The 21,641-nt window shown below is 41.9% G+C and carries 23 protein-coding genes; 15 read left to right on the forward strand and 8 right to left on the reverse strand.

Annotation, left to right across the window (positions count from 1 at the left end):
- Window positions 1-39: 39 nt before the first annotated feature.
- Entirely contained in the window at window positions 40-738 is a 699-nt protein-coding gene (locus tag MKY20_RS16525) for a class I SAM-dependent methyltransferase (protein ID WP_251267189.1), read from the forward strand.
- A 24-nt stretch (window positions 739-762) separates the two neighbouring features.
- Window positions 763-1,284, forward strand: coding sequence for a GrpB family protein (locus tag MKY20_RS16530; protein WP_071160140.1), 522 nt, complete (start codon window positions 763-765; stop codon window positions 1,282-1,284).
- 413 nt (window positions 1,285-1,697) lie between these two features.
- Here the strand turns inward: MKY20_RS16530 and MKY20_RS16535 are convergent, their stop codons facing one another.
- Window positions 1,698-2,429, reverse strand: a complete 732-nt coding sequence (locus tag MKY20_RS16535) for a GntR family transcriptional regulator (RefSeq protein ID WP_251267191.1) — start codon at window positions 2,427-2,429, stop codon at window positions 1,698-1,700.
- A gap of 285 nt (window positions 2,430-2,714) precedes the next feature.
- Between MKY20_RS16535 and MKY20_RS16540 the strand changes: the two genes are divergently transcribed.
- The 5 genes from MKY20_RS16540 (at window position 2,715) to chbG (ending at window position 6,988) form a co-directional block, all read left to right on the forward strand.
- Window positions 2,715-3,020 carry a PTS sugar transporter subunit IIB gene (locus tag MKY20_RS16540; RefSeq protein WP_009334322.1) on the forward strand — a complete coding sequence of 102 codons (306 nt, stop codon included), beginning with the start codon at window positions 2,715-2,717 and terminating at the stop codon, window positions 3,018-3,020.
- 2 nt (window positions 3,021-3,022) lie between these two features.
- Window positions 3,023-4,357, forward strand: coding sequence for a PTS sugar transporter subunit IIC (locus MKY20_RS16545; protein WP_019381346.1), 1,335 nt, complete (start codon window positions 3,023-3,025; stop codon window positions 4,355-4,357).
- A 12-nt stretch (window positions 4,358-4,369) separates the two neighbouring features.
- Window positions 4,370-4,684 carry a PTS lactose/cellobiose transporter subunit IIA gene (locus MKY20_RS16550; protein WP_009334324.1) on the forward strand — a complete coding sequence of 105 codons (315 nt, stop codon included), beginning with the start codon at window positions 4,370-4,372 and terminating at the stop codon, window positions 4,682-4,684.
- Between the two features lie 13 nt (window positions 4,685-4,697).
- Window positions 4,698-6,020: a 6-phospho-beta-glucosidase gene (locus MKY20_RS16555; protein ID WP_251174501.1), complete on the forward strand. Its 1,323-nt coding sequence runs from the start codon at window positions 4,698-4,700 to the stop codon at window positions 6,018-6,020.
- Window positions 6,021-6,289: 269 nt separating this feature from the next.
- Window positions 6,290-6,988, forward strand: a complete 699-nt coding sequence (chbG, locus tag MKY20_RS16560; RefSeq protein WP_251267193.1) for a chitin disaccharide deacetylase — start codon at window positions 6,290-6,292, stop codon at window positions 6,986-6,988.
- A 39-nt stretch (window positions 6,989-7,027) separates the two neighbouring features.
- On the opposite strand, the gene nagE is transcribed toward chbG, so the two are convergent.
- On the reverse strand, window positions 7,028-8,404 hold the full coding sequence (nagE, locus tag MKY20_RS16565) for an N-acetylglucosamine-specific PTS transporter subunit IIBC (RefSeq protein WP_009334327.1): 1,377 nt from the start codon (window positions 8,402-8,404) through the stop codon (window positions 7,028-7,030).
- 290 nt (window positions 8,405-8,694) lie between these two features.
- Between nagE and nagB the strand changes: the two genes are divergently transcribed.
- From nagB to MKY20_RS16580, 3 genes are read left to right on the forward strand one after another with little or no spacing between them, the layout of a single operon-like run.
- On the forward strand, window positions 8,695-9,432 hold the full coding sequence (nagB, locus tag MKY20_RS16570; protein ID WP_026041826.1) for a glucosamine-6-phosphate deaminase: 738 nt from the start codon (window positions 8,695-8,697) through the stop codon (window positions 9,430-9,432).
- A gap of 14 nt (window positions 9,433-9,446) precedes the next feature.
- On the forward strand, window positions 9,447-10,184 hold the full coding sequence (locus MKY20_RS16575; protein WP_009334329.1) for an SIS domain-containing protein: 738 nt from the start codon (window positions 9,447-9,449) through the stop codon (window positions 10,182-10,184).
- A gap of 4 nt (window positions 10,185-10,188) precedes the next feature.
- Window positions 10,189-10,395, forward strand: coding sequence for an aspartyl-phosphate phosphatase Spo0E family protein (locus tag MKY20_RS16580; protein WP_009334330.1), 207 nt, complete (start codon window positions 10,189-10,191; stop codon window positions 10,393-10,395).
- A 99-nt stretch (window positions 10,396-10,494) separates the two neighbouring features.
- Here the strand turns inward: MKY20_RS16580 and MKY20_RS16585 are convergent, their stop codons facing one another.
- The 4 genes from MKY20_RS16585 to MKY20_RS16600 all read right to left on the reverse strand — a co-directional run bounded on the left by MKY20_RS16585 (window position 10,495) and on the right by MKY20_RS16600 (window position 14,978).
- Window positions 10,495-12,435 (reverse strand): ABC transporter permease, encoded by a 1,941-nt coding sequence (locus tag MKY20_RS16585; protein WP_019383150.1) that lies wholly within the window; start codon window positions 12,433-12,435, stop codon window positions 10,495-10,497.
- Entirely contained in the window at window positions 12,425-13,186 is a 762-nt protein-coding gene (locus MKY20_RS16590; protein ID WP_251267194.1) for an ABC transporter ATP-binding protein, read from the reverse strand. Before MKY20_RS16590 ends, MKY20_RS16585 begins: the two co-directional genes overlap by 11 nt.
- Window positions 13,187-13,285: 99 nt before the next feature.
- Entirely contained in the window at window positions 13,286-14,290 is a 1,005-nt protein-coding gene (locus MKY20_RS16595) for a sensor histidine kinase (protein ID WP_251267196.1), read from the reverse strand.
- Window positions 14,283-14,978: a response regulator transcription factor gene (locus MKY20_RS16600; protein WP_009334335.1), complete on the reverse strand. Its 696-nt coding sequence runs from the start codon at window positions 14,976-14,978 to the stop codon at window positions 14,283-14,285. Before MKY20_RS16600 ends, MKY20_RS16595 begins: the two co-directional genes overlap by 8 nt.
- A gap of 111 nt (window positions 14,979-15,089) precedes the next feature.
- Here MKY20_RS16600 and MKY20_RS16605 point away from each other — a divergent pair, with 111 nt between their 5' ends.
- On the forward strand, window positions 15,090-15,806 hold the full coding sequence (locus MKY20_RS16605) for a sulfite exporter TauE/SafE family protein (protein ID WP_251267197.1): 717 nt from the start codon (window positions 15,090-15,092) through the stop codon (window positions 15,804-15,806).
- An 80-nt stretch (window positions 15,807-15,886) separates the two neighbouring features.
- Entirely contained in the window at window positions 15,887-16,354 is a 468-nt protein-coding gene (locus MKY20_RS16610) for a hypothetical protein (protein ID WP_019383146.1), read from the forward strand.
- Window positions 16,355-16,404: 50 nt separating this feature from the next.
- On the opposite strand, the gene MKY20_RS16615 is transcribed toward MKY20_RS16610, so the two are convergent.
- Complete coding sequence (locus MKY20_RS16615) at window positions 16,405-18,186, reverse strand: M4 family metallopeptidase (RefSeq protein WP_251267198.1); 1,782 nt, start codon at window positions 18,184-18,186, stop codon at window positions 16,405-16,407.
- A gap of 227 nt (window positions 18,187-18,413) precedes the next feature.
- Between MKY20_RS16615 and MKY20_RS16620 the strand changes: the two genes are divergently transcribed.
- From MKY20_RS16620 to MKY20_RS16630, 3 genes are all read left to right on the forward strand, one after another.
- Window positions 18,414-19,127 carry a DUF4047 domain-containing protein gene (locus MKY20_RS16620; RefSeq protein WP_251267199.1) on the forward strand — a complete coding sequence of 238 codons (714 nt, stop codon included), beginning with the start codon at window positions 18,414-18,416 and terminating at the stop codon, window positions 19,125-19,127.
- Entirely contained in the window at window positions 19,099-19,635 is a 537-nt protein-coding gene (sipW, locus tag MKY20_RS16625; RefSeq protein ID WP_009334341.1) for a signal peptidase I SipW, read from the forward strand. Before MKY20_RS16620 ends, sipW begins: the two co-directional genes overlap by 29 nt.
- 76 nt (window positions 19,636-19,711) lie before the next feature.
- Complete coding sequence (locus tag MKY20_RS16630; protein ID WP_251157520.1) at window positions 19,712-20,311, forward strand: TasA family protein; 600 nt, start codon at window positions 19,712-19,714, stop codon at window positions 20,309-20,311.
- 43 nt (window positions 20,312-20,354) lie between these two features.
- On the opposite strand, the gene MKY20_RS16635 is transcribed toward MKY20_RS16630, so the two are convergent.
- The gene (locus tag MKY20_RS16635) at window positions 20,355-21,614 is read right to left on the reverse strand and encodes a helix-turn-helix domain-containing protein (RefSeq protein ID WP_341002019.1); all 1,260 of its coding nucleotides are present in this window, start codon (window positions 21,612-21,614) and stop codon (window positions 20,355-20,357) included.
- Window positions 21,615-21,641 lie beyond the last annotated feature (27 nt).

The following is a 21,641-nucleotide window of genomic DNA, read 5'->3' on the forward strand; positions in this document are numbered from 1 at the left end:
TGAGGGTTTTAGTAAAATAAAGGAAAGGGGGTCATTGCCATGGATAAAGCGATTTTACATATCGACGATTTACTGGAAATGCTGGATGGATTGTTAAGAGAACCAAAAGCCTTCTGGGAAAAATTTTATGAAGACCGGGACAAAGAGGTTCCATTTTTCATAGCGAAGGGGCCGGATGAAAACCTGTATGAGTATGTTCAAAATGGATTGAGGCCTGGAAAAATCCTTGAGATTGGCTGCGGTCTAGGGAGGAATGCCATTTTTCTGGCGAAGAATGGAGCCCAAGTGGATGCCATTGATTTTTCCGAAAAGGCGATCAAATGGGCCGCTGAAAGAGCAAAAGAAGCACAAGCCGATATAAATTTTAAATGTGTATCTTTTTTTGACTTCCATTTTGAACCTCACACCTATGATTTTATTTATGACAGCGGCATGTTTCATCATCTACCCCCGCATAGAAGGCTGACATATTTGGAAATAATCAAAGCTGCACTGAAGCCGGGCGGAAAGTTCGGACTTGTTTGCTTTAATACTGATGGCGCGCTTCCTACTACGGACTGGGAGGTATATCGCAGCGGCAGCTTAAAGGGAGGCATCGGGTATACGGAAGAACGCTTGAAAGCGATCTTTCACAATGACTTTCATTTCATGGAGATTAGAAAAATGAAAAAGATTCAGCAGCCTAGTAATCTATTTGGAGAAGATTTTTTATGGGCCTGCTTAATGAGGCTAAAATAGAACTTTTCAAATTAGGAGGAAATCATGACAAGGATAGTGGCAGTTACTCCATATAATCCCGATTGGCCAACCTTATTTAAAAACGAGGCAGCACTCCTCAAGAAGATTTTTAAAACAGAGATTCTAGACATTCATCATATAGGCAGCACGTCCATTCTAGGTCTGGCAGCAAAGCCGGTCATTGATATAATGCCAATCGTAAATGATATTGAGAAGGTTGATCGCCTTAATGCTGAAATGATTTCTCTTGGGTATGAACCACGCGGAGAAAACGGACTGCCTGGCCGGCGGTATTTCCAGAAAGGGGGCAATCAGCGGACCCATCATGTCCATATCTACGAAAAAGGGAATCCTGATATCACACGGCATCTTGCATTTCGTGATTATTTAAGATTAAACGGCGAAGAAGCAAAACAATATGGAGCTTTAAAAATGGAGTTAGCGAAACAGTACCCCTTTAACATTGAGGCATACATAAAGGGGAAGGAAGCACTGGTGCGGAAAATTGAGATGAAGGCAATAAAGTGGCATGGGGCATTATGCTAAGTGAATCCATTATTCATCTATCAATTTAAAAAAATGAGGACCTATATCTAATCGGACAGCAAAAAGACTAACGGCTGCTTGCTCTGTCCGAATCAGGCACACATTCGGACAGCAAAGGATAAATCGCAGGTGATGGTGTCCGAATCAGGCAGGCATTCGGACAGCAAAGGCCAAATCGCAGGTGATGGTGCCCGAATCAGGCAGGCATTCGGACAGCAAAGGCCAAATCGCAGGTGATGGTGTCCGAACAAGGCAGGCATTCGGACAGCAAAGGCCAAAGTCCAGATCACGCTGTCCGAACCAGCTACGCATTCAGACAGCAAAATCCAAATCGCAGATCCCGGTTTCTAAATCAGCTGCGCATTCGGCAGCAACAAGTGTATTCCCGTATTTACAGTACCTCCGCCAAACTATTATTCATAATTCCGTTCAATAATAAAATGAGCATAGTCCCCGCGGAACATCGTTTTGGAATACTCGACTAAGCTTCCGTCTTCAATATGGGCATATGTTTCAAGAGCGAAACACGGTGTTTCAGGTTTGATTTTTAACAGGTTACTAATTTCCTCTTCCGGAAGTGAAATTTCTAAATGCTCGATTGTCTTTTTGATTTTCAGGTTGTATTGAGTCTGCAGCAAATTGTATAAGGATTTTTCACAGGCCTGCCGGTTCAAGCTGGGGGTCTTTTTCCATGGCAGAAAGGCTTTTTCATATTGAAGCGGCTCGTCATCCGCATATCTGATCCGTTCGAGTACATTAACGGGATCGCCTTCTGACAGCTCAAAGACATCTGCTAAGAAGGGATCGGCAGGGATGACTTCAAGGTTTATTACTTTTATAAGCGGGTTTTTTCCCTGCATCGCCATTTGCTTTGAAAAGTTTTCGACTGTAGAAGTCAGCCGCTGTTTAACTTTATTGCTTGATACAAATGTGCCTCTGCCTTGCTGGCGATAAATATGGCCTTCTGTGCTAAGCTGCTGGAGTGCTGTTCTAATGGTCGTCCGGCTGACCCCATATTTTTCACAAAACTCCGCTTCTGTCGGCAATTTTGTATCCGGTTTGAATGCTCCATTTCGAATAAGTTCAAGAATACTTTCTTTAACCTTCAAGTGCAGGGCACTATCCTCGGTGAAACCGTCTTTCATCCCCGTTCCTCCTACTCTGTTCTTCTTTCTATTATTCCATAAAACATATTGTCATATCAATTCCAAGTTAATTTGTAATAACAAATTTTAAAAATGTATTGAAAAATTAATCATTTGTCATTACAATTAATTTCAAGCATAGGATATTGAAGGGGGGTGAATGACTTTAAAAAAGGAATATTTTTCGATTGAATTAACTGAATAATCTGTTTTATTGATGGTACTATTAGAATAAGCAATCATTCTATTATTTTGAAATCGCTTACACAGAAAAGGGGGTCAATGATGAATATTTTGTTATGCTGTTCGGCAGGAATGTCTACTAGTCTTCTAGTGACTAAAATGCAGGCAAGCGCTGAAAGCCAGGGAATCGACTGTAAAATTTGGGCTGTCGGCAACGGGGAGGTTAGAAATCATATTGATTCGGCAGATGTACTGCTGCTGGGACCGCAGATCCGGTTTATGACCGAGCAATTGAAGAAGGAGGCAGGCGGCAGGATCCCTGTAGCTCCCATAAACCCCATGCATTATGGCTTATGCAATGGAGAGGAAGTATTGAAGCAAGCTATGTCATTAATAAAGGGTGAATAGTGATGATGACGTTTATTGAGAAATATATCATGCCTTATGCTATGAAATTCGGCAATAACAGGCATTTGCTTGCTATCCGGGATGCCTTGATCGGGATGATTGCCATCACGATGGTAGGATCATTTGCTGTTCTGTTTAATAATTTAGGGGAAATCATTAAGCCATATGGAAGACTCATGGAAAGCATTTTCGGCGAATCCTGGAAAACACTGGGCGGAGATATTTGGTGGGGCACGTTTGCTTTCTTGACCATATTCGCCGTTTTTGGCATATCCCACAGGCTTGCCAAATCCTATGGGGATGATGGATTCGAGGCGATGCTGGTTGCCGCAGCCTGCTTCTTCCTCTTAGTCCCTCAGGTAGGCCAGGTGCCGGATACAGAAGGTGTCTGGGGGTTCATTGGCTATGGATACTTTAATGCTACGGCTTTATTTACAGGGATTGTGGTGGCCCTTCTTGCAACAGAAGTATTTATACGTCTGAGTAGGGTAAAAGCCTTTATTATCAGACTCCCGGATGGAGTACCTCCTGCCGTTGCAGGAGCATTTGCCAAATTGGTGCCGGGCATGCTGACGATTTTCATATTTGGAGTGGCAGGCCTTCTGTTCAGAAAAATGACAAATGGGGAATTCTTAAATGACTGGCTAAATGCAACCCTTGTCGCACCTTTGACAAATGCAGCTGATTCCCTGCCATTTGCGATACTTATTGTCTTTTTGGTTCATGGCTTCTGGGCGGTTGGCCTTCATGGGCCTAATATTCTTGGAGGTGTAACAACGCCTTTATTCACATCTCTCGGGACCAAAAATACAGATTTATATGCTCAGGGTGTGGCAGATCTTGATAAATATGCAATTCTGGCAGGTCCATTCCTGGATGCCTTCGTTTATCTCGGCGGGTCTGGAGCAACGCTTGGCCTTATCATTGCCATGTTTATTGCAGGAAGAAAGAGGCACAAGCAAATGCTGGCATTGGGAACACCGCCTGGAATCTTCCAAATCAATGAGCCATTATTATTTGGCCTTCCGATCGTGTTAAATCCAATCTGGCTAATACCGTTTATTTCGGCACCTGTCATTATGACTGTAGTCGCGTATCTGGCGATTAAATGGGGGCTTGTTTATCCGGTCGTTGTGGCAAGCATTCCCTGGGTGACGCCTGCAGGTATTGGCGGCTATCTTGCTACAGGAGGACATATCTCCGGTGCAGTACTGGCACTTGTGAATTTAGCGATTTCCATTGTCATTTATCTTCCATTCGTATATGTAACAGGGAAAATGGATGAAAAGAAACTGAAGCAGGTGCAGCCAGAACAAACACCAACAATTCAAGGTTAGGCGGGTTAATGAATGGATAAAGAAAAGCTTTATCAAATATCATTTCAGCTTATTTTGCACAGCGGGAATGCCAGAAGTCTGGCAATGGAATCCATCCAGAAAGCAAAGGCCGGAAAGTTCGAAGCAGCGGAAGCAAAAATCCGGGAAGCCGAGGAGGAGTTTGTGCTGGCACACAGACATCAAACTGAGTTAATTCAGGGGGAGGCTTCCGGAGCTCAATTCGATCTGCCGATAATTCTTGTCCATGCACAGGATCATTTGATGAATGCACTGACTATTAAAGACATGGCACAGGAATTTATCGACTTATACAAGAAACTTGACTAAGAGAGGTAAACGAATGGCACAGCAACCAGATAGTATAAAAATAGCCGTAATAGGCGGAGGTTCAAGCTATACACCTGAATTGATTGAAGGCTTTATCAAAAGACATCAGGAATTGCCTGTCAGGGAAATTTGGCTTGTAGATGTGGAGGAAGGAAGAAAAAAGCTCGAGATTGTCGGGCAATTAGCGAAGCGGATGGTTGAAAAAGCAGGGGTTCCCATACAGATTGAGCTTACTTTAGATAGAAAAAAAGCACTGATGAATGCCGATTTTGTTACAACCCAATTCCGTGTCGGGCTATTGGATGCAAGAGCAAAGGACGAGAGAATTCCGCTGAAATATGGAGTGCTGGGCCAGGAAACCAATGGCCCGGGAGGATTTTTTAAGGCACTCAGAACCATTCCAGTCATTATGGAGATCTGCCGTGAAATAGAAGAATTGTGCCCAAACGCATGGCTTATCAATTTTACCAATCCGGCAGGAATGATCACAGAAGCAGTCCTGCGATACAGCAAAATCAAAAAAGTGGTTGGTTTATGCAATGTACCCATTGGGATGGAGATGGGGGCAGCCCAATTAATGAATGTGGATCACAGCAGAGTAAGAATTGACTTTGCGGGTCTCAACCACCTTGTATACGGTCTTGACGTCTATGTCGATGGAGTGAGCGTCAAGGAAGATCTGCTGAAAAAGCTTACGGACAAAGAACAATCGATCACGATGAAAAACATCCATGCGATGGGATGGGAACCGGAATTTTTGCAGGCATTGAATGTGCTTCCTTGTCCTTACCACAATTATTACTATAAAACACGTGAAATGGTGGAAGAAGAAGTAAAGGCAGCATCTGAAGGCGGAACTCGGGCTGAAGTGGTTAAAAAGCTGGAGGAAGAGCTCTTCCTGTTATATCAGAATCCAGATCTTGCTGAAAAGCCGCCGCAGCTGGAAAAAAGGGGTGGGGCTTACTACAGTGATGCAGCATGCAGGCTGATTCATTCCATCTATACTGATAAACGGGATATACAGCCGGTTAACACCCGAAATAATGGCGCCATTGCAGGCATTCCGTCTGAATCAGCTGTTGAGGTCAGCTGCATGATAACGAAAGACGGGCCAAAGCCGTTAGCGGTCGGAGAACTCCCAGTTTCAGTAAGGGGACTGGTTCAATCAATTAAATCCTTTGAAAGGGTGACCATAGAAGCCGCCCTGACTGGTGATTACAATACTGCTCTTCTAGCGCTGACAATCAATCCGCTGGTGGGTTCCGACAGGATAGCTAAAAAGATACTGGATGAAATGCTCGAAGCCCATCGTACCTACTTGCCGCAATTTCAATAAATTAGACGCAATCAGGTCCAGAGAGCGCAAAAATGCAAGGGTCAGACGCAAATGACATAAATATCGGCGCAAAAAAGAAACAGAACAGCGCAATTAAAGCAAATCAAGTCGCAATCAGATCCCGAAAGCGCAAAAATGCAAGGGTCAGACGCAAACGACTTAAATATCGGCGCAATAAAAAAAGAGAACAGCGCAATTAAAGTGAAAATTGGCAGGGCAGCAGATCGTTTCATGCTGCCTTGCAGCTATGTAACCGGAGGAGAATAACCATGATTAAGCTCATCGTCAATGCTGATGATTTCGGCTATAGTCCCGGAGTTAACTATGGAATTTTGCACAGCCATCTATTTGGAATTGTCAATTCCGCCACCATGATGATGAACATGCCCGGAACCGGGCAAGCCCTGGCAATGGCCAGACAATACCCGGGTTTACGAACTGGCGTCCATTTAGTCCTGACATGCGGGAAGCCGTTATTATCCCATTTAAGAACTTTAACGACTAATGATGGAAACTTCAGATCACAGGCAGATTTGGACGGAATATCCGCACTTGAGCTCGAGCTTGAATGGTCTGCACAAATTGACCGTTTTATCGGGGCTGGTATTGTGCCTTCCCATTTGGATAGCCATCATCACGTTCATACACGCGAAGAGTTTCTCCCAGTGATTCAAAGCCTTTCCAATAAATACGATCTCCCTTTCAGAGTCAATGGCGACTTTCCGCTTGAAGGAGTCAAAAGTTATTCTAACAGATGCTTATTCGATTTTTACGGAGATAGCATTCAGGAAGATTATTTCAGCATGCTGGCAGAAAAGGCGGAAGACGGGGAAACAGTGGAAGTCATGTGCCATCCGGCATTCGCAGATCAATTGCTAATGGAGGGGTCATCTTATAATTTAATGCGGTTAAAAGAGCTGGAAATACTGTGCTCCACAAAGCTTCCACCAGATATAAAGCTGCTATAAGAAAAACAGTGTCCGGCAAGGGACACTGTTTTTTAGTCATTACTTCTTAATTTTCTTCATTTCATCTGCTACAAATTCCACATCTGTACCAACAATGATCTGAAGGTTTGTCTTGCTTAATTTCATGATTCCTTTTGCGCCATGTGCTTTCAGTGCACTTTCCTTAACCTTTTCCATATCAGCAATATTTAAGCGGAGGCGTGTTGCACAGTTATCAATGGAAGTGATGTTGTCAGCTCCGCCAATATCTTTGATAAAATGGCTGGCCATAACTTCATACTTATTATTGCCCTGACTGGCAGGTGCCTCTTCTTCTTCAACTACATCTGTTTCATCTTCACGGCCAGGCGTTTTCAGGTTAAACGCTTTTATTAAGGCATAGAAGATAACGAAGTAAACAATGGCGTAGATGACGCCAATTCCTAAAAGCAGCAGCGGCTTTTCAGCGATATTAAAGTTCAGCGCATAATCGAGTGCGCCTGCTGAGAATGTGAAACCATCGCGGATTCCCAATAGAGACGTAACCCACATGGAAACCCCGGTTAAGATGGCGTGAACTCCATATAGAAGCGGTGCAATAAACATAAATGAGAACTCGATTGGCTCTGTAATACCAGTCAGGAATGAAGTTAGTGCAAGACCAATGAACATTCCTGATACAGCTTTCCTATTTTCAGGCTTAGCTGTTGCAATGATTGCAAATGCTGCAGCTGGAAGACCGAACATCATAACAGGGAAGAATCCAGTCATGTAAGCGCCTGCTGACGGGTCTCCGGCGAAGAAGCGGGCAATATCTCCATTAACTCCTTCAAATTCGCCGAACTGGAACCAGAATAAACTGTTCAATACGTGGTGAAGACCCAATGGAATTAGCAGGCGGTTTAAGAATCCAAATAGACCTGACCCTAAAGCACCGAGACCAATGATCCAGTTGCCCAATGAATCGATTGCGCCCTGGATTGGAGGCCAGGCAAAACCTGCAATGGCAGCCAGCAGAATCATCGTTACGGAAGTAATAATCGGAACGAAGCGTCGGCCGCTGAAGAATCCAAGCCAATCCGGAAGTTTGATATCATGGAAGCGGTTATATAATAATCCAGCAATAATACCGGCAATAATACCGCCCAGTACTCCCATATTTATATTTTCATCGATGGCAATTGCTCCTTCTGTTAATACAAGAAAACCGATGGCGCCTGAAAGGGCAGCTGCTCCATTACTGTCTTTCGCGAATCCCATGGCAACCCCGATGGCAAAAATAAGTGCGAGGTTGGCGAAAATGGCATTGCCGGCATTTGCGATAAACGGAATGCCCAATAAATCATCTTGTCCAAAGCGGAGCAAAAGACCTGCGGCAGGCAGGACGGCAATCGGAAGCATTAATGCTTTACCAATTCTTTGTAAGAATCCTAACATATAGATCTCTCCTTAATAAAAAATAATGAATAAGAAAGCGTTTTACTAAACTGTCGTAATCATACCAAAATATAAATATAGTTGTCTATACCATTTTAAAATAAAAAATTCTTAAGATCAGGATTTGCGTTCTTATGTTAAGACTTTTCTAACAATGAAATTGGTATAGACAACTATACTTTGGGGTGATACGATATTTATTATAAATGGGTTTATTTAATTACTATATTTTGCATTTAAAAGTGCAAATATATTCTTATTCAGCTTTTTAAGCAAGGAGGAAACTCATGATGGAGATTATTAAAGTAAACAGCTATGAAGAAATGAGTAAAACCGCAGCAGATTATATCATCAGGAAGATACGCCAGCATCCTGAAGCAACACTGGGATTGGCAACCGGAAGCACTCCTGTGGGAACTTATAAAAGGTTGATTGAAGATCACCAGGGCAACAAAACAACATATAAAAAAGTGACAACTTTTAATCTGGATGAGTATATCGGTCTTTCAGGGGAAAATCCGCAAAGCTACCGTTATTTTATGGATTCAGTATTGTTTAATCATCTGGACATCCAGAAGGAAAATACTTTTGTCCCTAATGGTACTGCTGAAGATTTGGGAGAAGAATGCCGTAATTATGAAAGTAAGCTGAAAAACCATGGCGGCATTGATCTGCAAATTTTGGGAATCGGCAATAATGGACATATTGGCTTCAATGAGCCTGGAACGTCTTTTTCATCTAAAACTCATATTGTTGATTTAGCAGATTCTACAATTAAAGCCAATGCCAGGTTTTTTCATACGATCGAAGAGGTGCCGACCCAAGCCATTACAATGGGAATCTCAACGATCATGCAGAGCAGGGAGATCCTTCTTCTCGCTTCAGGTGAAGCAAAAGCAGATGCCATTCAAAAGCTTCTTGGAAATGGAGTTAATGAACATTTCCCGGCATCCATCTTAAAAAATCATCCAAACGTGAAAGTGATTGCCGATGAAGCGGCTCTAAGCGCATCAAAAGTCTCGGTATAAATGGGGTTGTAGCAATGCTTGCGAAATATCTGAATGAAGTAAAAGAATTATTGACCCTTGTGGAAAAAGAAGAAGGTCAAAAAATGAAAAATGCCGCCCGTGCATTGGCTGAGTGTATTCAAAACAATGGGATTATTCATGTATTTGGATGCGGACACTCTCATATGCTCGGGGAAGAGCTGTTTTACCGGGCAGGTGGGCTGGCCCCGATTAAGCCTATTTTTGTAGAGGATTTAATGCTTCATAAAGGAGCGGTCCGTTCCTCTTTAATGGAAAAACAAAATGATCTTGCCGGAAGCTTTATGGAAAATGCTGATATCCGGCCTGGTGATGTGGTCATTGTAGCATCAACATCAGGACGGAATCCAGTCCCAGTCGATGTAGCTGAAATCTCAAAAGAGAGTGGAGCATTCGTCATTGGGATCACATCCCCGCGTTATGCGAATACACAGTCCTCCCGGCACAAAGACGGAAAATACCTGTATTCATCTGTGGATTTAACAATTGACAATCATATAGAACCAGGGGACGCAATGATGGAGCATTCAGCTTTGGGGATCCGGTTTGGCTCCGCTTCATCTATTATTGGCTTTGCAATTGTAAACAGCCTGATGGCGGAAGCAGTGGAAGTGATGATTAAAAACGGTTATGAACCGCCTATCTTTAAAAGCGGCAATGTAGACGGAGCAGAACAGCATAACCGCGAGCTGGTTAAAAAGTATAAATCCCGAATTCCACTGCTGGAAGGATAAAAAAATGGAATTGATAAAGGCAATCGAACAGACCAGACAAGCTATGATTGATTGCATTTATTCAAGGGGACTAACTGATGAAAAGACCTTGAAATTAAGCCGGGAACTGGATAAGTTAATTGTTGAATCACAGCTAATCAAAAGTTATAAAATGAGACAATTTGCAAATAAATGCGAAGAAATTGCAAACAAATCGGAAATTAGGAAATAACCTTAGAAAACCTGCAAAAAAACAGCTGGAACTTGCAAACAAACTCTGCAAAACTGCAAATAAAACCGCTCAGGCCAGCATACCTGAGCGGTTTTTCTATTATAGTGCATCTTTTATCACTTTTTTCGAATAGATTACAGACAAAATTCCGAAAATCGAATAAAGCACTGTGTAAAGCACCATAACCAGGATCATCGGCATCCAAAGCTCGCTTCCGAAGAAGAACCAGCCGGATTGTACGGCAAAGTAGCTGTGCAGAAGGCCGACGATAAGCGGAATTCCAAAGTTGAAAGCCATTTTGGATTGAATTCCGCGCAGCAGGTCTCCCTGTGTAAAGCCAAGTTTCCGCAGGATTGTATAGTTTGGTTTTTCATCCTCACTCTGATCCATTTGTTTGAAATATAGAATACAGCCTGAAGTGACCAAAAAGGTTAAACCGAGAAACCCGACAATAAACATGATCAGTCCCATGTTCATTTTTTGCCTTGTGCTCATCTCTTGCTGGGAATCGGCTCTGCCGCTGAATTCCATTTCTTTGAAGAGTGTATTGGCTTTTTCAATATCGCTGTCACTCTTCATATCCACTCCGATGAAAAGCGAATCTTCATCCTGGAGTTCAGGATTTAGATCAGCTTTCAGGTCTTCATATACCTTCTCATCCACAATAGCAACAGGCAGCCCGCCTGATGTAAAATAAAACGGGAGAACAAAATCTTTTTTTAACCCTAAATATTTTTGTTTAATCGTGTTTGTTTTTCCCATGAACTCAAGTTCTCCTGAGTCCTTGAGCGTCATAAATTTCTGCAGTGCATCATTATATCCTGTCAGTACGGTTTCTTTTGGAGAAAGCTTAATGCCATCTATGGATGTTTCGCTTACAACAGGCAAGATCATGTTTGGTGAATCAAAATTCATTTCTTCCAGATTAACATCCAGAATGTCCTCCATATTAGCATCTACATGCAATAACTCAATACTTTTTTCCTTATATTCTAATCCCTCTTTTTGAAGGCTCCCGGTAAACTTCCCTGCATCTTCCTTGTCAGTGAACGAAAAGTGGGAGGGGAGGCTATCCTGGGCTGATTTTTCCGCTGAGTAGTAAGAAATATAGCTTAATGACAGCAGCCCGATCGCAAGGGCGGACACAGTTGTAATAATCGTTAAAAGCAGTGCACTCGACTTCATGCGGAACATGATGGAGGACAATGAAAGCACTTCGTTTACATTCAGGTATCCATCTTTCCTTTTGCGGATCAGGCTGGCGATAAAGCTTACCGATCCTTTATAGAAAAGGTAGGTTCCAATGATAACGGAAGCAAGAATAACCACCATCGCGAGGAACAGCTCGTTCATGGATGTGAAATCCCCGCCGAATAAAAGGGAAGAGATATAATAGCCGGCAATGATCAAGGCTAAACCAAGCACGCCCAATATCATTTCCAAAATGGACAGCTTTTTGACTTTTCCTTCTGCAATCGAAACCACCCTGAATAAAGATAGAATGGTTTGCCTTTTGATAAAAACAAAGTTCATCAGCATGATGAAAATATAAATAACCGTAAAGACGATGACAGTCTGCAAAAGCGCCTCACTTGAAAAGTGCAATGATGCAATTCCTTCAACACCTGTCAATTTAAAAAGGACCATCAGTATTAATTTCGAAACCGAAAAACCGATAAAGATTCCAATGATCAAAGAACCAAAATACAGCAGGAGATTTTCCAGGCTAAGGAGCCTGAAAATTTCATTTTTTGTCATTCCTATCAGCTGAAAAAGCCCGATTTCTTTGCTTCGCCTTTTGATAAAAATAGTGTTGGCGTACAGAAGAAAGATGGAAACGATCGCCACGAGCAGAATAGAGGCTGTTTTGATTGCTGCTGCACCTTTAATCGAGCCTTTTGCTTCGGACATCGATGGGTCATATTGAAGGGTGACAAAGGCGAAATAAAGCGCGACACTGAAAATGAGGGCGAATACATAAAGATAATAATTTTTCAGATTCTTTTTCAAATTGCGGAGGATGATGGTATTAATGCTCATGCTGCACACCGCCCAAAACGCCCTGTGTTTTCATGATATCTTTGAAAAAAGCCTGTCTTGATTGATCACCCTTATTCAGCTGAGTATAAATCTGGCCATCCTTGATGAAAATAACCCGGCTGCAGAAGCTTGCCGCCACAGGATCATGGGTGACCATGATAATCGTTGCTTTCCTTTTCTGATTTAAATCACTTAACTTATTCAGTAAGTCTGATGCTGATTTCGAATCCAGCGCACCTGTCGGCTCATCCGCGAAAATGATGCTTGGTTCATGAATGAAAGCACGGGCTGCGGAAGTCCGCTGCTTTTGCCCGCCGGAAATTTCATTAGGGTATTTATCCTTTAACTCGAATATTCCGAGCTCACTCGCAACCGCTGCAAACTTTTCATCTGCTTCTTTTTTTGGTGTTTTGCTGACGGAAAGGGGGAGAAGGATATTTTCCTTCACTGTCAATGTATCCAGGAGATTATATTCCTGAAAAATAAACCCGAGGTGCTTCTTGCGGAACTGTGCGAGCTGCTTTTCCTTCATTCTTGTCATTTCCTTTTCTTCAATCTTGATTTCTCCGCCGCTAACACTGTCAATAGACGAGAGTACATTGAGAAGAGTGGTCTTCCCAGAACCTGAAGCGCCCATAATGCTTACAAATTCACCCGTTTCAATTTTTATATCAATTCCTTTTAATACTTCCTGCCTATTAAATTTATTGCCGTAGCTTTTATGAATTTTTTTGGCTTCTAGTACAAACATGTGTAACCATCCTTTCTTTGATAGCTTTATTATAGAAGGTAACGTATATGTAATTCCTTCGATTGAACGAACAAACAGCAAAAGCATGTGACATTTTTGTCACATGCCTGTTATGCTGACGAAATCATTGCGCGTAGGGAAGACTAGTGTCATGATTGTGCCTTTGCCTAAACAAGACTCTACATGGATTTTTATTTTTAGCTGGTCTGCGGCTTTTTTGGCTAAATATAACCCCATGCCTGTTGCTGCGTTTTCATGATGATTTGCAGTGGAGGTGAACCCCTTCTCAAAGATTCGAGGCAAATCCCTCTGATCGATGCCTCTGCCAAAATCCTGAATCCTCAAGGATATTTTACTGTCTTGCAGGAAACTCGAAATCAAAATGTCTGTTTCCTCACTATACTTCACAGCGTTGGTTAAAAGCTGGCGTATGATAAAACTGAACCATTTTGCGTCGCTTAGAGCTTCTGTTTCTTCCATTTCCATATCAAAGCCAATGCCTTTTTGCATGCACCAGGACTGCAGAGATTTGATTTCGCTGAATAGGATGTCTTCGAGATGAATCATTTCAATATATAAGTCATTTTCCATTGAAAGAATCCGCTTTTGATGCAGCTGCTGATCAAGAAGAAGGTGGATGCGCAGCCATTCATACGTTAGGGCGGATTTCAGATTCTGATCCCCAATCCGGTCAATCATGAGATGCATGGCAGTCAAGGGTGTTTTTACTTCATGAATCCAGGACAGCAGTTCATCTTTTTCCTGCTCGAGAAGTGTCCAGTTCTGGGTGAACTCCTTTTTAAACCGTTCGGTTTGGCTAACCAGGCCCGACTCCATTATTTTTTCAAATGGGCTTTCAGGCTCCGGTATGCTCGATAAATCTAAATTATTTTCCCGCTCGGCTACTTCTCTGTAAAATCGTGTTTCTTTCTGATAACGGAGAAAGATGAATCCAGTGAAAATGATTGCAGATAAAAAGGTGTAATAAAGGAAGGGCTTAAAGGATATGGCCGAGTCCATATATACTACAAAGGCGGCAAGCACCTGAAGGAAACCGAACAGCAGGATCCAGCTTAACCTTTCTCTGATATAGTTCCTAAACATGCGAGGCATCCTCTTCAATTGCCATATATCCCTGGCCGACCTTTGTTTCGATCTTTGCGCCAAGCCCGATGTCATCAAGCTTCTTCCTTAGTCTGTTAATATTGACCGTAAGAGTATTGTCACTAATGAATCGTTTGTCATCCCATAGGCTATTAATGATATCGTCCCTGCTGACAATTTGATTTTTTCTTTCTATCAAAAGCTTTAATATGTAAATTTCATTTTTCGTTAATTCTATGCAGCCACTCTCATTTGTAACGGTATTCTTTTCGAAATCAACCGCCGCATCGCACCAGGTCTTTAGGTTATTCTGAACGGCACTATAGTTATAGACGCGTCTGAGGATTGCCTGTATTTTGGCAATCAGGACTTCAAAGTGGAAGGGCTTTTGGACGAAATCGTCAGCGCCAAGCTGCATGGACATGACCATATCTGTTGGATGATCCCGGGATGACAGGAAAATAATCGGCACATTCGAATGTGATCGAATCATCCGGCACCAATGAAACCCGTCGAACTTCGGAAGCTGGATATCGATAATGACCAAATCAGGCTGAATGCCGGCAAACTCCTTCATGACTCCACTGAAGTCCTGAATTCCATGGACTTCATAAGACCACTGGGAGAGGCGGTCTTTGATTTCAGAAAAAAGGGAGGCATCATCCTCAATTAATAGCACTTTAAACAATCAACTCACCACACTTTTGCATATTCCTTCCATTATTGTATAGGAAAAGCCCAAAGTGCGCCAGATTGTTTCCAGGCTGTGTTAAAATAGGGTAAAAAGCAGGTTTTGTGCATGGAAATCTTTCCTTTCATCTTTATTATTTTAATTGCATCCATTTTACAGACAAGCACGGGATTTGGTTTCTCGATCCTGTCCACACCGTTTTTGCTGCTTCTTTTTGAACCTAGAGAAGCCATTCAAATTAATTTGATTTTATCTTTAATGATTTCTGCCGCATTATTTTCAAAAATCAAGAAGGATACAGACTTTGGAGTTTTGAAAAGGTTTGCAATTGGAAGTGCAGCCGGGCTGCCTATCGGAATTTCCATTTTTTTATTTTTGGACATTTCCAGGCTGAAGTTAGCTGTCAGTTTCATTATTTTGCTTTTAACGATCCTTTTGATGACGAATTTCCGTGTGAAAGAAACAAGCCGCAGGGATTATTCAGTTGGCGGATTGTCAGGAATAATGACAACCAGCATTGGCATGCCCGGCCCGCCGCTCCTGTTGTATTTTTCAGGAACTGATACCCAAAAAGAGCGGCTTAGGGGAACTACCTTGGCTTTTTACTTGTTTATCTACTCCGCAAGTCTGGTATTTCAGATAATCTTTGCAGGGACCAATAAGACGATTTGGCTTTCAAGTTTGTATGCTTTGCCGCTGGTGCTGCTGGGTCTATACTTGGGACAAATTTTATTTATTAAAATCAATCAGCGTTTTTTCAAGGTTTTTACATACAGTATCTTGATTTTCACAGGGATTTACCTGCTGGTTGAGAGTGTGAGGTAGGAAGCCGGCATGAAAAGAAAGGCGGAGCTAATAAAATAGTGCTAATTAGAATTAAGCAAATCACGAAAAGGGGTCTGTTCTTGAGTAAAAAACTGATCTTTTGGATCCTGTCCTTCCTGTTTTCATTCTTTGGTTTTTACCTGATAGAACACCTTTTTACGGTAAATCCGCATGTGACTTCCGGCAATGGAAATTTAGGCATCCTCGTAATCTTTCTTTTTACACCTGTTTTTATTTCCAGCTGGGTCTATACTTTTAAGCTTGTAAAAACAAAGATGGTGAAAGATGGTAAAATAACTGTAGGAATTCTGCTTTTTTCACTTGCCGGCTGTGTTTTGCTGATGATTGAAATGAATGATTACACAAGTGAGCTGATCACTGCTCTAGGCGGGACGCCGGATAACCCGGATTCAAGAATTTACCGTTTTGGCTGGTTCAATCAATACACAAATAGTCTTTACTTTAATGTTTATACCTTTTTCTTATCCCATATCGTAACCGTCATTTTAGGCATCCTTTCAGCTATAAGAAGGACAAAAATATATTAAAAAACTCGCCGAAGCGTGGCGAGTTTCTCTTTATTTTTTAGAAGGCAGTTTTATTGGACGCCAACAGCATCATATGCTGCCATGACTGCGTTTACCTCAGCGGAAGGCTGTCCGTTTCGATCCGGATGCAGGTCTCTTGCTGCCTGGATGGCTGCCTGGCGCATTTGGCTGAAGTCGGAGCTTGCTGTCAGATAATGGGAAAGTGCTCTGTAGAAAATCTTCTCGGCTTTTGTTTTTCCGATGCCTGTAACCGAAACACCGTAATGAGTGCCTCCATCTGTGATCAGGTGGGCTGCTTTGTTGTTGATGCTGCTGTTGATATGGACACCGCCTTTATCAAGTTCTCCAATATAACGTTTGCTGTAATGATCAGGGTAGTAGCCTGATTCTGTATAGCCGCCGATATAGACCGAACCTGGATCACTCATGGAACGGAGACCGTCACCTGGTGTAGTTGGCGTCCAAATATCCTCGCCCAATAACCATAGGTCTTCACCTGTTTTATTTTCAGCAAAAGCCCCTAAAATATCTGCAATGGATTCATTGATCGCACCGGATTCATTTTCATAAATTAAATCGGCTGTATTGGTGATCACTCCATGTGTCATTTCATGCCCGATTACATCCAGGCCCCCGGACAGGGAAATCATCCTGGTTCCGTCTCCATCTCCGTATAGCATTTGCTTGCCATTCCATGCAGCATTATTCCACTTCGAACCGATATGGACAGTTGAAACTAATTTCATTCCTTCGCCATCAAGGGAATCCCGGCCATGTACCTTTTTATAATAATCATAAACTTTTCCTGCGTTCACATGGGCAGACACCGCAGAAGGATCATAGAAGAAGTTGTTTCTGCTTTCCACCTCGAATCCGGTCATTCCAAGCAGGGCTGAAAGGATTATAAACGCGTTTTCAGGCATGCGGTTCGCTTTAAATGTATGGACACCTTCAGATCTTGTCCCATCGAATAAATAGTGCGTTCCTGTTTCCGGGTCTTTAACCGCCTGGAATGATTGAAGTGTCCCGAAAATATCCATTCCTCTTGCTTGAACAGGTTCTGAAACAGTCGGAAGTGCTTTCGGTTCAGGCTGGGAAGAAGCAGTCTGCTGTGCCTCAGGTTGTTCAGGTAAAGATGGTGTCAGTTCCGTGATGGCATTATAGCTATGAATGATGTTTCCAGTTACAGCATCTACAAAATAATGCCAATACCCTGGTGCCGGCGCTGAGGTGGAAGCTGTTACATAATAAGCCAGATGCTTTTGCCCGTTATGCGGATAAATAACAAGTTCTCCTTCTATACCATCATAACTCTTCACTTCTCCGATCTTATCTTCAATGCTTTCCTTTGCCTTTTCCAATGCTTCATCTTCGCCCAGTTTCGACTCTGTAGGAATAATGGAACGTGCCAGATTTGGTGTAACTTTACCGAAGAAGGCTGTCACATTGTTTTTGTCGTCCAAAGCAATGGTCTGCTGTGCTCCGTATACTGGTATTCCGTTGTATTGCTCTACTGTTCTGAAATGGTGTGTGTTTGTCTGCTTATCATCGAATTGATCAATGATTTTGAATTGATCCTTGGCCTCGTAGCCGGCGTTTTTGAATAAGTTCGCCTTGGATTGAAGGAATGCATATACAGCTTCTTCCTTGCTCAGTCCTTCAGGAGCTTGCCAGGTCCCAATTATGTAGGAAGGCGTCTTTAATTCCTGATGATACTTAACGATTTCTTCATTTGCCAGCACATTTTTTGCGGGCAGTGATAGTCCCGAGATGGAAAACGAAGCTGCCAGAACTGCAGGGAGTACTTTCTTTTTTAGCTTATTTCTTTTCAAACTGATCACCTCTTAGTTTGGATTGGTATTTCAAGGTCAATTATTCTGAAATTTCCACGAATGGTCAATTGGGTTATAGGGATCAGTGATATGCCTGTCTTTTATGAATTCGGAAATCAAAATAGCCTGTATTTTGCCTTGGAATACCGCAAAATAACCCAATTTACTTTGCACATGACCTCTCGTATGCTTGTTCCACAGACACCTTTTCGGGAGGAGAGCGGGGGATGAAGAAGGGATTGAATAAACTCATTTTGCCGTGTCTTTGCTGCCTGAGTTTTTATACAGGCACTCAGCTTGTCGGGAAAACAGAAGCTGCCTTTACAAGCCAGGCAGAGGCAAAGCCTATTATAATTTCCACTGCTTTTGTTTTCCCATCATATATTCACGGGCTTGAAGAGGAAGCCAGGATAAACAGTGAACAAATACTAAAAGAACACGCCGGTTTAGAAACATTTGTGAAGAACGGGCTGTTAAATGAGACCGCAGATCCGTCCTCCGAATTTTTGAGAAAAAAAGAACAGATAACAGCCAGCTTGAAGAAACTTCATAGAATAAGAGCTGAACTGGAAAAACTGTTTCTAAAAGCAGAAAAAAAGGAAGGATATGAGTTTGTAAGTAAGGGTTTCATTAAAGTAGACAAACTCCTTCTGCGAATAAATGATTCTCTTAACCTTCAGGAGCTGGAACAGCTTTTTTATCAAAAATGGCAGGAGCAAAAGAAAAAGCAGCAGGGAGAGGACATTAAGACAAACGAATTGGAAACGGATGAAAAATTAGAAATGCCTATCAGGGAGCAGGAAAATCAGATGATTGAACACAAAGAGCCAGCTGAGGAACAAGCGAATCCAGCGGAAGAACAGACTGTCAGCAAGGACAAAACACAGAAGGATGAAGAGGAGGAAATAGCCAATGAAGAGAGCCTTGAAAATACTGAGTAAATGTATCAGTGCAGCAGGATTGATGCTCCTGTGTCTGCTTGCTGTTTGGGTGATATCCTCAAAAGCATCCGGAGGAGAACCGTCCCTTAAAGGTTATCAGGCAAAAGCTGTTTTATCGGGATCCATGGAACCGACTTTCATGACAGGGTCCATCATTGTAGTGAAACAGCCGGACAGAAATTTAAAAAAGGAAGATATTATTACATTTAAATCAGGAGATAAATTAATTACCCATAGAATTGTCGAAGTAAAGAAAACGAAAGCCGGGGTTTTATATCAAACAAAAGGCGACAACAATGACGCTCCGGATATGGAATATGTCCAGCCTAAAAATATAGCCGGTAAATATGTAGGTTTTACCATCCCATATGCAGGCTATGCGGCTGAGTTTGCAGCATCCAAAGAAGGTTCCGCACTCCTGCTGTTTATCCCGGGACTGCTCCTGCTGCTATCTGCTGCGAGGACAATTTTTCTGGCTCTTAAAGAATACGAAACTAAAAACGCTTAATACTCCGGTTATGCCTCTTATTTGCCACAGGTAATAAGAGTTAAATAAATTTATAAGATCCAAAGGAGGAAGAAACATGGGATTTGCAAAAAAGGTAAGTAAAGGACTTTTGACAGCTGCTTTAGGTTTTTCATTAATGGGTGGGGGTACATACGCTTACTTCAGCGATACGGAGATTACGAATAACACGTTTGCAGCAGGTACCCTGGATTTGGCGGTAAACCCTGAAACAATCGTCAATATTGGCGATTTAAAACCAGGTGATGAAGTTTCACGTGAATTTACCATCACAAATAGCGGCACTCTTGATATTTCCAAGATATTGCTGCATACAAACTACCAGGTAGAAGATGCAAAATTAAATGGAGCTGCAAATGCAGATGATTTCGGGAAGCATATAAAAGTGACCATCCTATATAATCAGGCCAACGCAACCGTACAGGTTGCAGAGACGACTTTGCATGAACTGCAATCACAAACTCCAGATTTAACAGCCATTGATAACTTTGTAGGCGGGGGAACAGCGCCGGATGGCCTGGCCCCTGGGGAAACCGATAAAATTATTGTGCTGTTCGAATTTGTCGATAACGGAGGGGATCAAAACGAATTCCAGGGAGATGCGCTGCAGGTGGAATGGAAATTCAATGCAGAACAGGCTGAAGGAACAGTAAAATAGAAATGGACGGAAAATCCCTTGAAAGAATATTCAAGGGATTTTTTTACACATTAATTAATTCATTGCCTTCAAGCAGCCGGTTCAGATGAATGGCTTTTTCATGATGACCTGTCTCGATGTAATATTCATAAAGCTTTTTGCCATACCTGCGCATAAGAATCATATGCTTAATTTTAACAAATTCAGGGAAAACCTTTTCTTCCAAATACTTAAAATATTTCTCGCGCTGATGATAAAGCTGATACTTAGAAAGTTTAAATAACGACAAGTATAAAGTGCTTTTAAGCTCCTTTGAAACCTGAATCCCTTCGCATGCTTTTTTAAGGAGAGCTGTTTTGCCGGATAATTTGCCTTCTACACAGGAATTAAGGTAAGAGTATAATCGCTGAAGATAAATGATTGTATTCCTGTCAGCTAAACGCAAAGCCTGTTTATAGCAATCCTTTGCCTTAGCATATTGTTCCCTGTTAAAATACTCAAATCCTAAATTATTGTATAGGAGCCCTTTATAGTCATGATATCCAATTCGTTCACAGTCCCAGATTAAATGATGATAACGTTCTGCCAGTTTATCCATGTCGGTTAAGATATCACTGCTGATCTGCAGGAGGATAATGGATTCAGCTTTTATCGCCATCGTATAGTTATTCGTGTTTTTGAAGTGCTGCAAAGATTTTTCTGCAAACATGTAAGCCATGATTTTTGAGTCAATATAATGATAGGCAATTGCCAAGTGATAAAAGTATTCTTCATTGCCATATTCATTTATATCGATATTTTTTAAGACCTGAAGTGCCTTTTGCTGATTCGTGCAATCAGGTTTTATTGCTTGATTAATATAATACATCCCTTGAACATGGAAAAATAAATTTCTCTCAAAAAGGGAGAGGTGATGAAACTCATGGCTAATTTGCTTAATAATCCGGGATACATCCTCTAACTCCTGATGCAGCAAATGGTATCTTGCCTTTAAAAGCAGATAGTGGGCTGCATATTTAGAAGACTGAATAAAAGGTGTACTTTCCAGTTCATTTTTTATTTCCTCAGCCCTGGCTAATCTATACATAATGATGGCTTTATGCCATTCCTGCAGGCGCTTATCCAAATCCCGAAAATATTCAACTTCCTTTTGAATGTCAATATTTAGAACCGCAGAGAAAAGTGAAATAATTTCCGGTGAATAGGCTGTTTTCCCTCTTTCGATTTTGCTTACATGGGTAGGAGTACAAATCCCTTCTCCTAACATAGCTTGTGTAAGACCAGACTTTTCCCGGTAGAATTTAATAATTTCCCCCTCCAGCATGTGATCCTCTCCTTATCTATTAATAAT

The sequence above is a fragment of the Cytobacillus sp. FSL W8-0315 genome (assembly GCF_038002905.1).
GTDB classification, from domain to species: domain Bacteria; phylum Bacillota; class Bacilli; order Bacillales; family Cytobacillaceae; genus Cytobacillus; species Cytobacillus pseudoceanisediminis.

Excerpts from the sequence above, each read along its gene's own strand:
- MKY20_RS16525 (WP_251267189.1), top strand. The coding sequence starts at position 40 with ATGGATAAAGCGATTTTACATATCGACGATTTACTGGAAATGCTGGAT.
- MKY20_RS16530 (WP_071160140.1), top strand. The coding sequence starts at position 763 with ATGACAAGGATAGTGGCAGTTACTCCATATAATCCCGATTGGCCAACC.
- MKY20_RS16535 (WP_251267191.1), bottom strand. The coding sequence starts at position 2,429 with ATGAAAGACGGTTTCACCGAGGATAGTGCCCTGCACTTGAAGGTTAAA.
- MKY20_RS16540 (WP_009334322.1), top strand. The coding sequence starts at position 2,715 with ATGAATATTTTGTTATGCTGTTCGGCAGGAATGTCTACTAGTCTTCTA.
- MKY20_RS16545 (WP_019381346.1), top strand. The coding sequence starts at position 3,023 with ATGATGACGTTTATTGAGAAATATATCATGCCTTATGCTATGAAATTC.
- MKY20_RS16550 (WP_009334324.1), top strand. The coding sequence starts at position 4,370 with ATGGATAAAGAAAAGCTTTATCAAATATCATTTCAGCTTATTTTGCAC.
- MKY20_RS16555 (WP_251174501.1), top strand. The coding sequence starts at position 4,698 with ATGGCACAGCAACCAGATAGTATAAAAATAGCCGTAATAGGCGGAGGT.
- chbG (WP_251267193.1), top strand. The coding sequence starts at position 6,290 with ATGATTAAGCTCATCGTCAATGCTGATGATTTCGGCTATAGTCCCGGA.
- nagE (WP_009334327.1), bottom strand. The coding sequence starts at position 8,404 with ATGTTAGGATTCTTACAAAGAATTGGTAAAGCATTAATGCTTCCGATT.
- nagB (WP_026041826.1), top strand. The coding sequence starts at position 8,695 with ATGGAGATTATTAAAGTAAACAGCTATGAAGAAATGAGTAAAACCGCA.
- MKY20_RS16575 (WP_009334329.1), top strand. The coding sequence starts at position 9,447 with ATGCTTGCGAAATATCTGAATGAAGTAAAAGAATTATTGACCCTTGTG.
- MKY20_RS16580 (WP_009334330.1), top strand. The coding sequence starts at position 10,189 with ATGGAATTGATAAAGGCAATCGAACAGACCAGACAAGCTATGATTGAT.
- MKY20_RS16585 (WP_019383150.1), bottom strand. The coding sequence starts at position 12,435 with ATGAGCATTAATACCATCATCCTCCGCAATTTGAAAAAGAATCTGAAA.
- MKY20_RS16590 (WP_251267194.1), bottom strand. The coding sequence starts at position 13,186 with ATGTTTGTACTAGAAGCCAAAAAAATTCATAAAAGCTACGGCAATAAA.
- MKY20_RS16595 (WP_251267196.1), bottom strand. The coding sequence starts at position 14,290 with ATGTTTAGGAACTATATCAGAGAAAGGTTAAGCTGGATCCTGCTGTTC.
- MKY20_RS16605 (WP_251267197.1), top strand. The coding sequence starts at position 15,090 with ATGGAAATCTTTCCTTTCATCTTTATTATTTTAATTGCATCCATTTTA.
- MKY20_RS16620 (WP_251267199.1), top strand. The coding sequence starts at position 18,414 with ATGAAGAAGGGATTGAATAAACTCATTTTGCCGTGTCTTTGCTGCCTG.
- sipW (WP_009334341.1), top strand. The coding sequence starts at position 19,099 with ATGAAGAGAGCCTTGAAAATACTGAGTAAATGTATCAGTGCAGCAGGA.
- MKY20_RS16630 (WP_251157520.1), top strand. The coding sequence starts at position 19,712 with ATGGGATTTGCAAAAAAGGTAAGTAAAGGACTTTTGACAGCTGCTTTA.
- MKY20_RS16635 (WP_341002019.1), bottom strand. The coding sequence starts at position 21,614 with ATGCTGGAGGGGGAAATTATTAAATTCTACCGGGAAAAGTCTGGTCTT.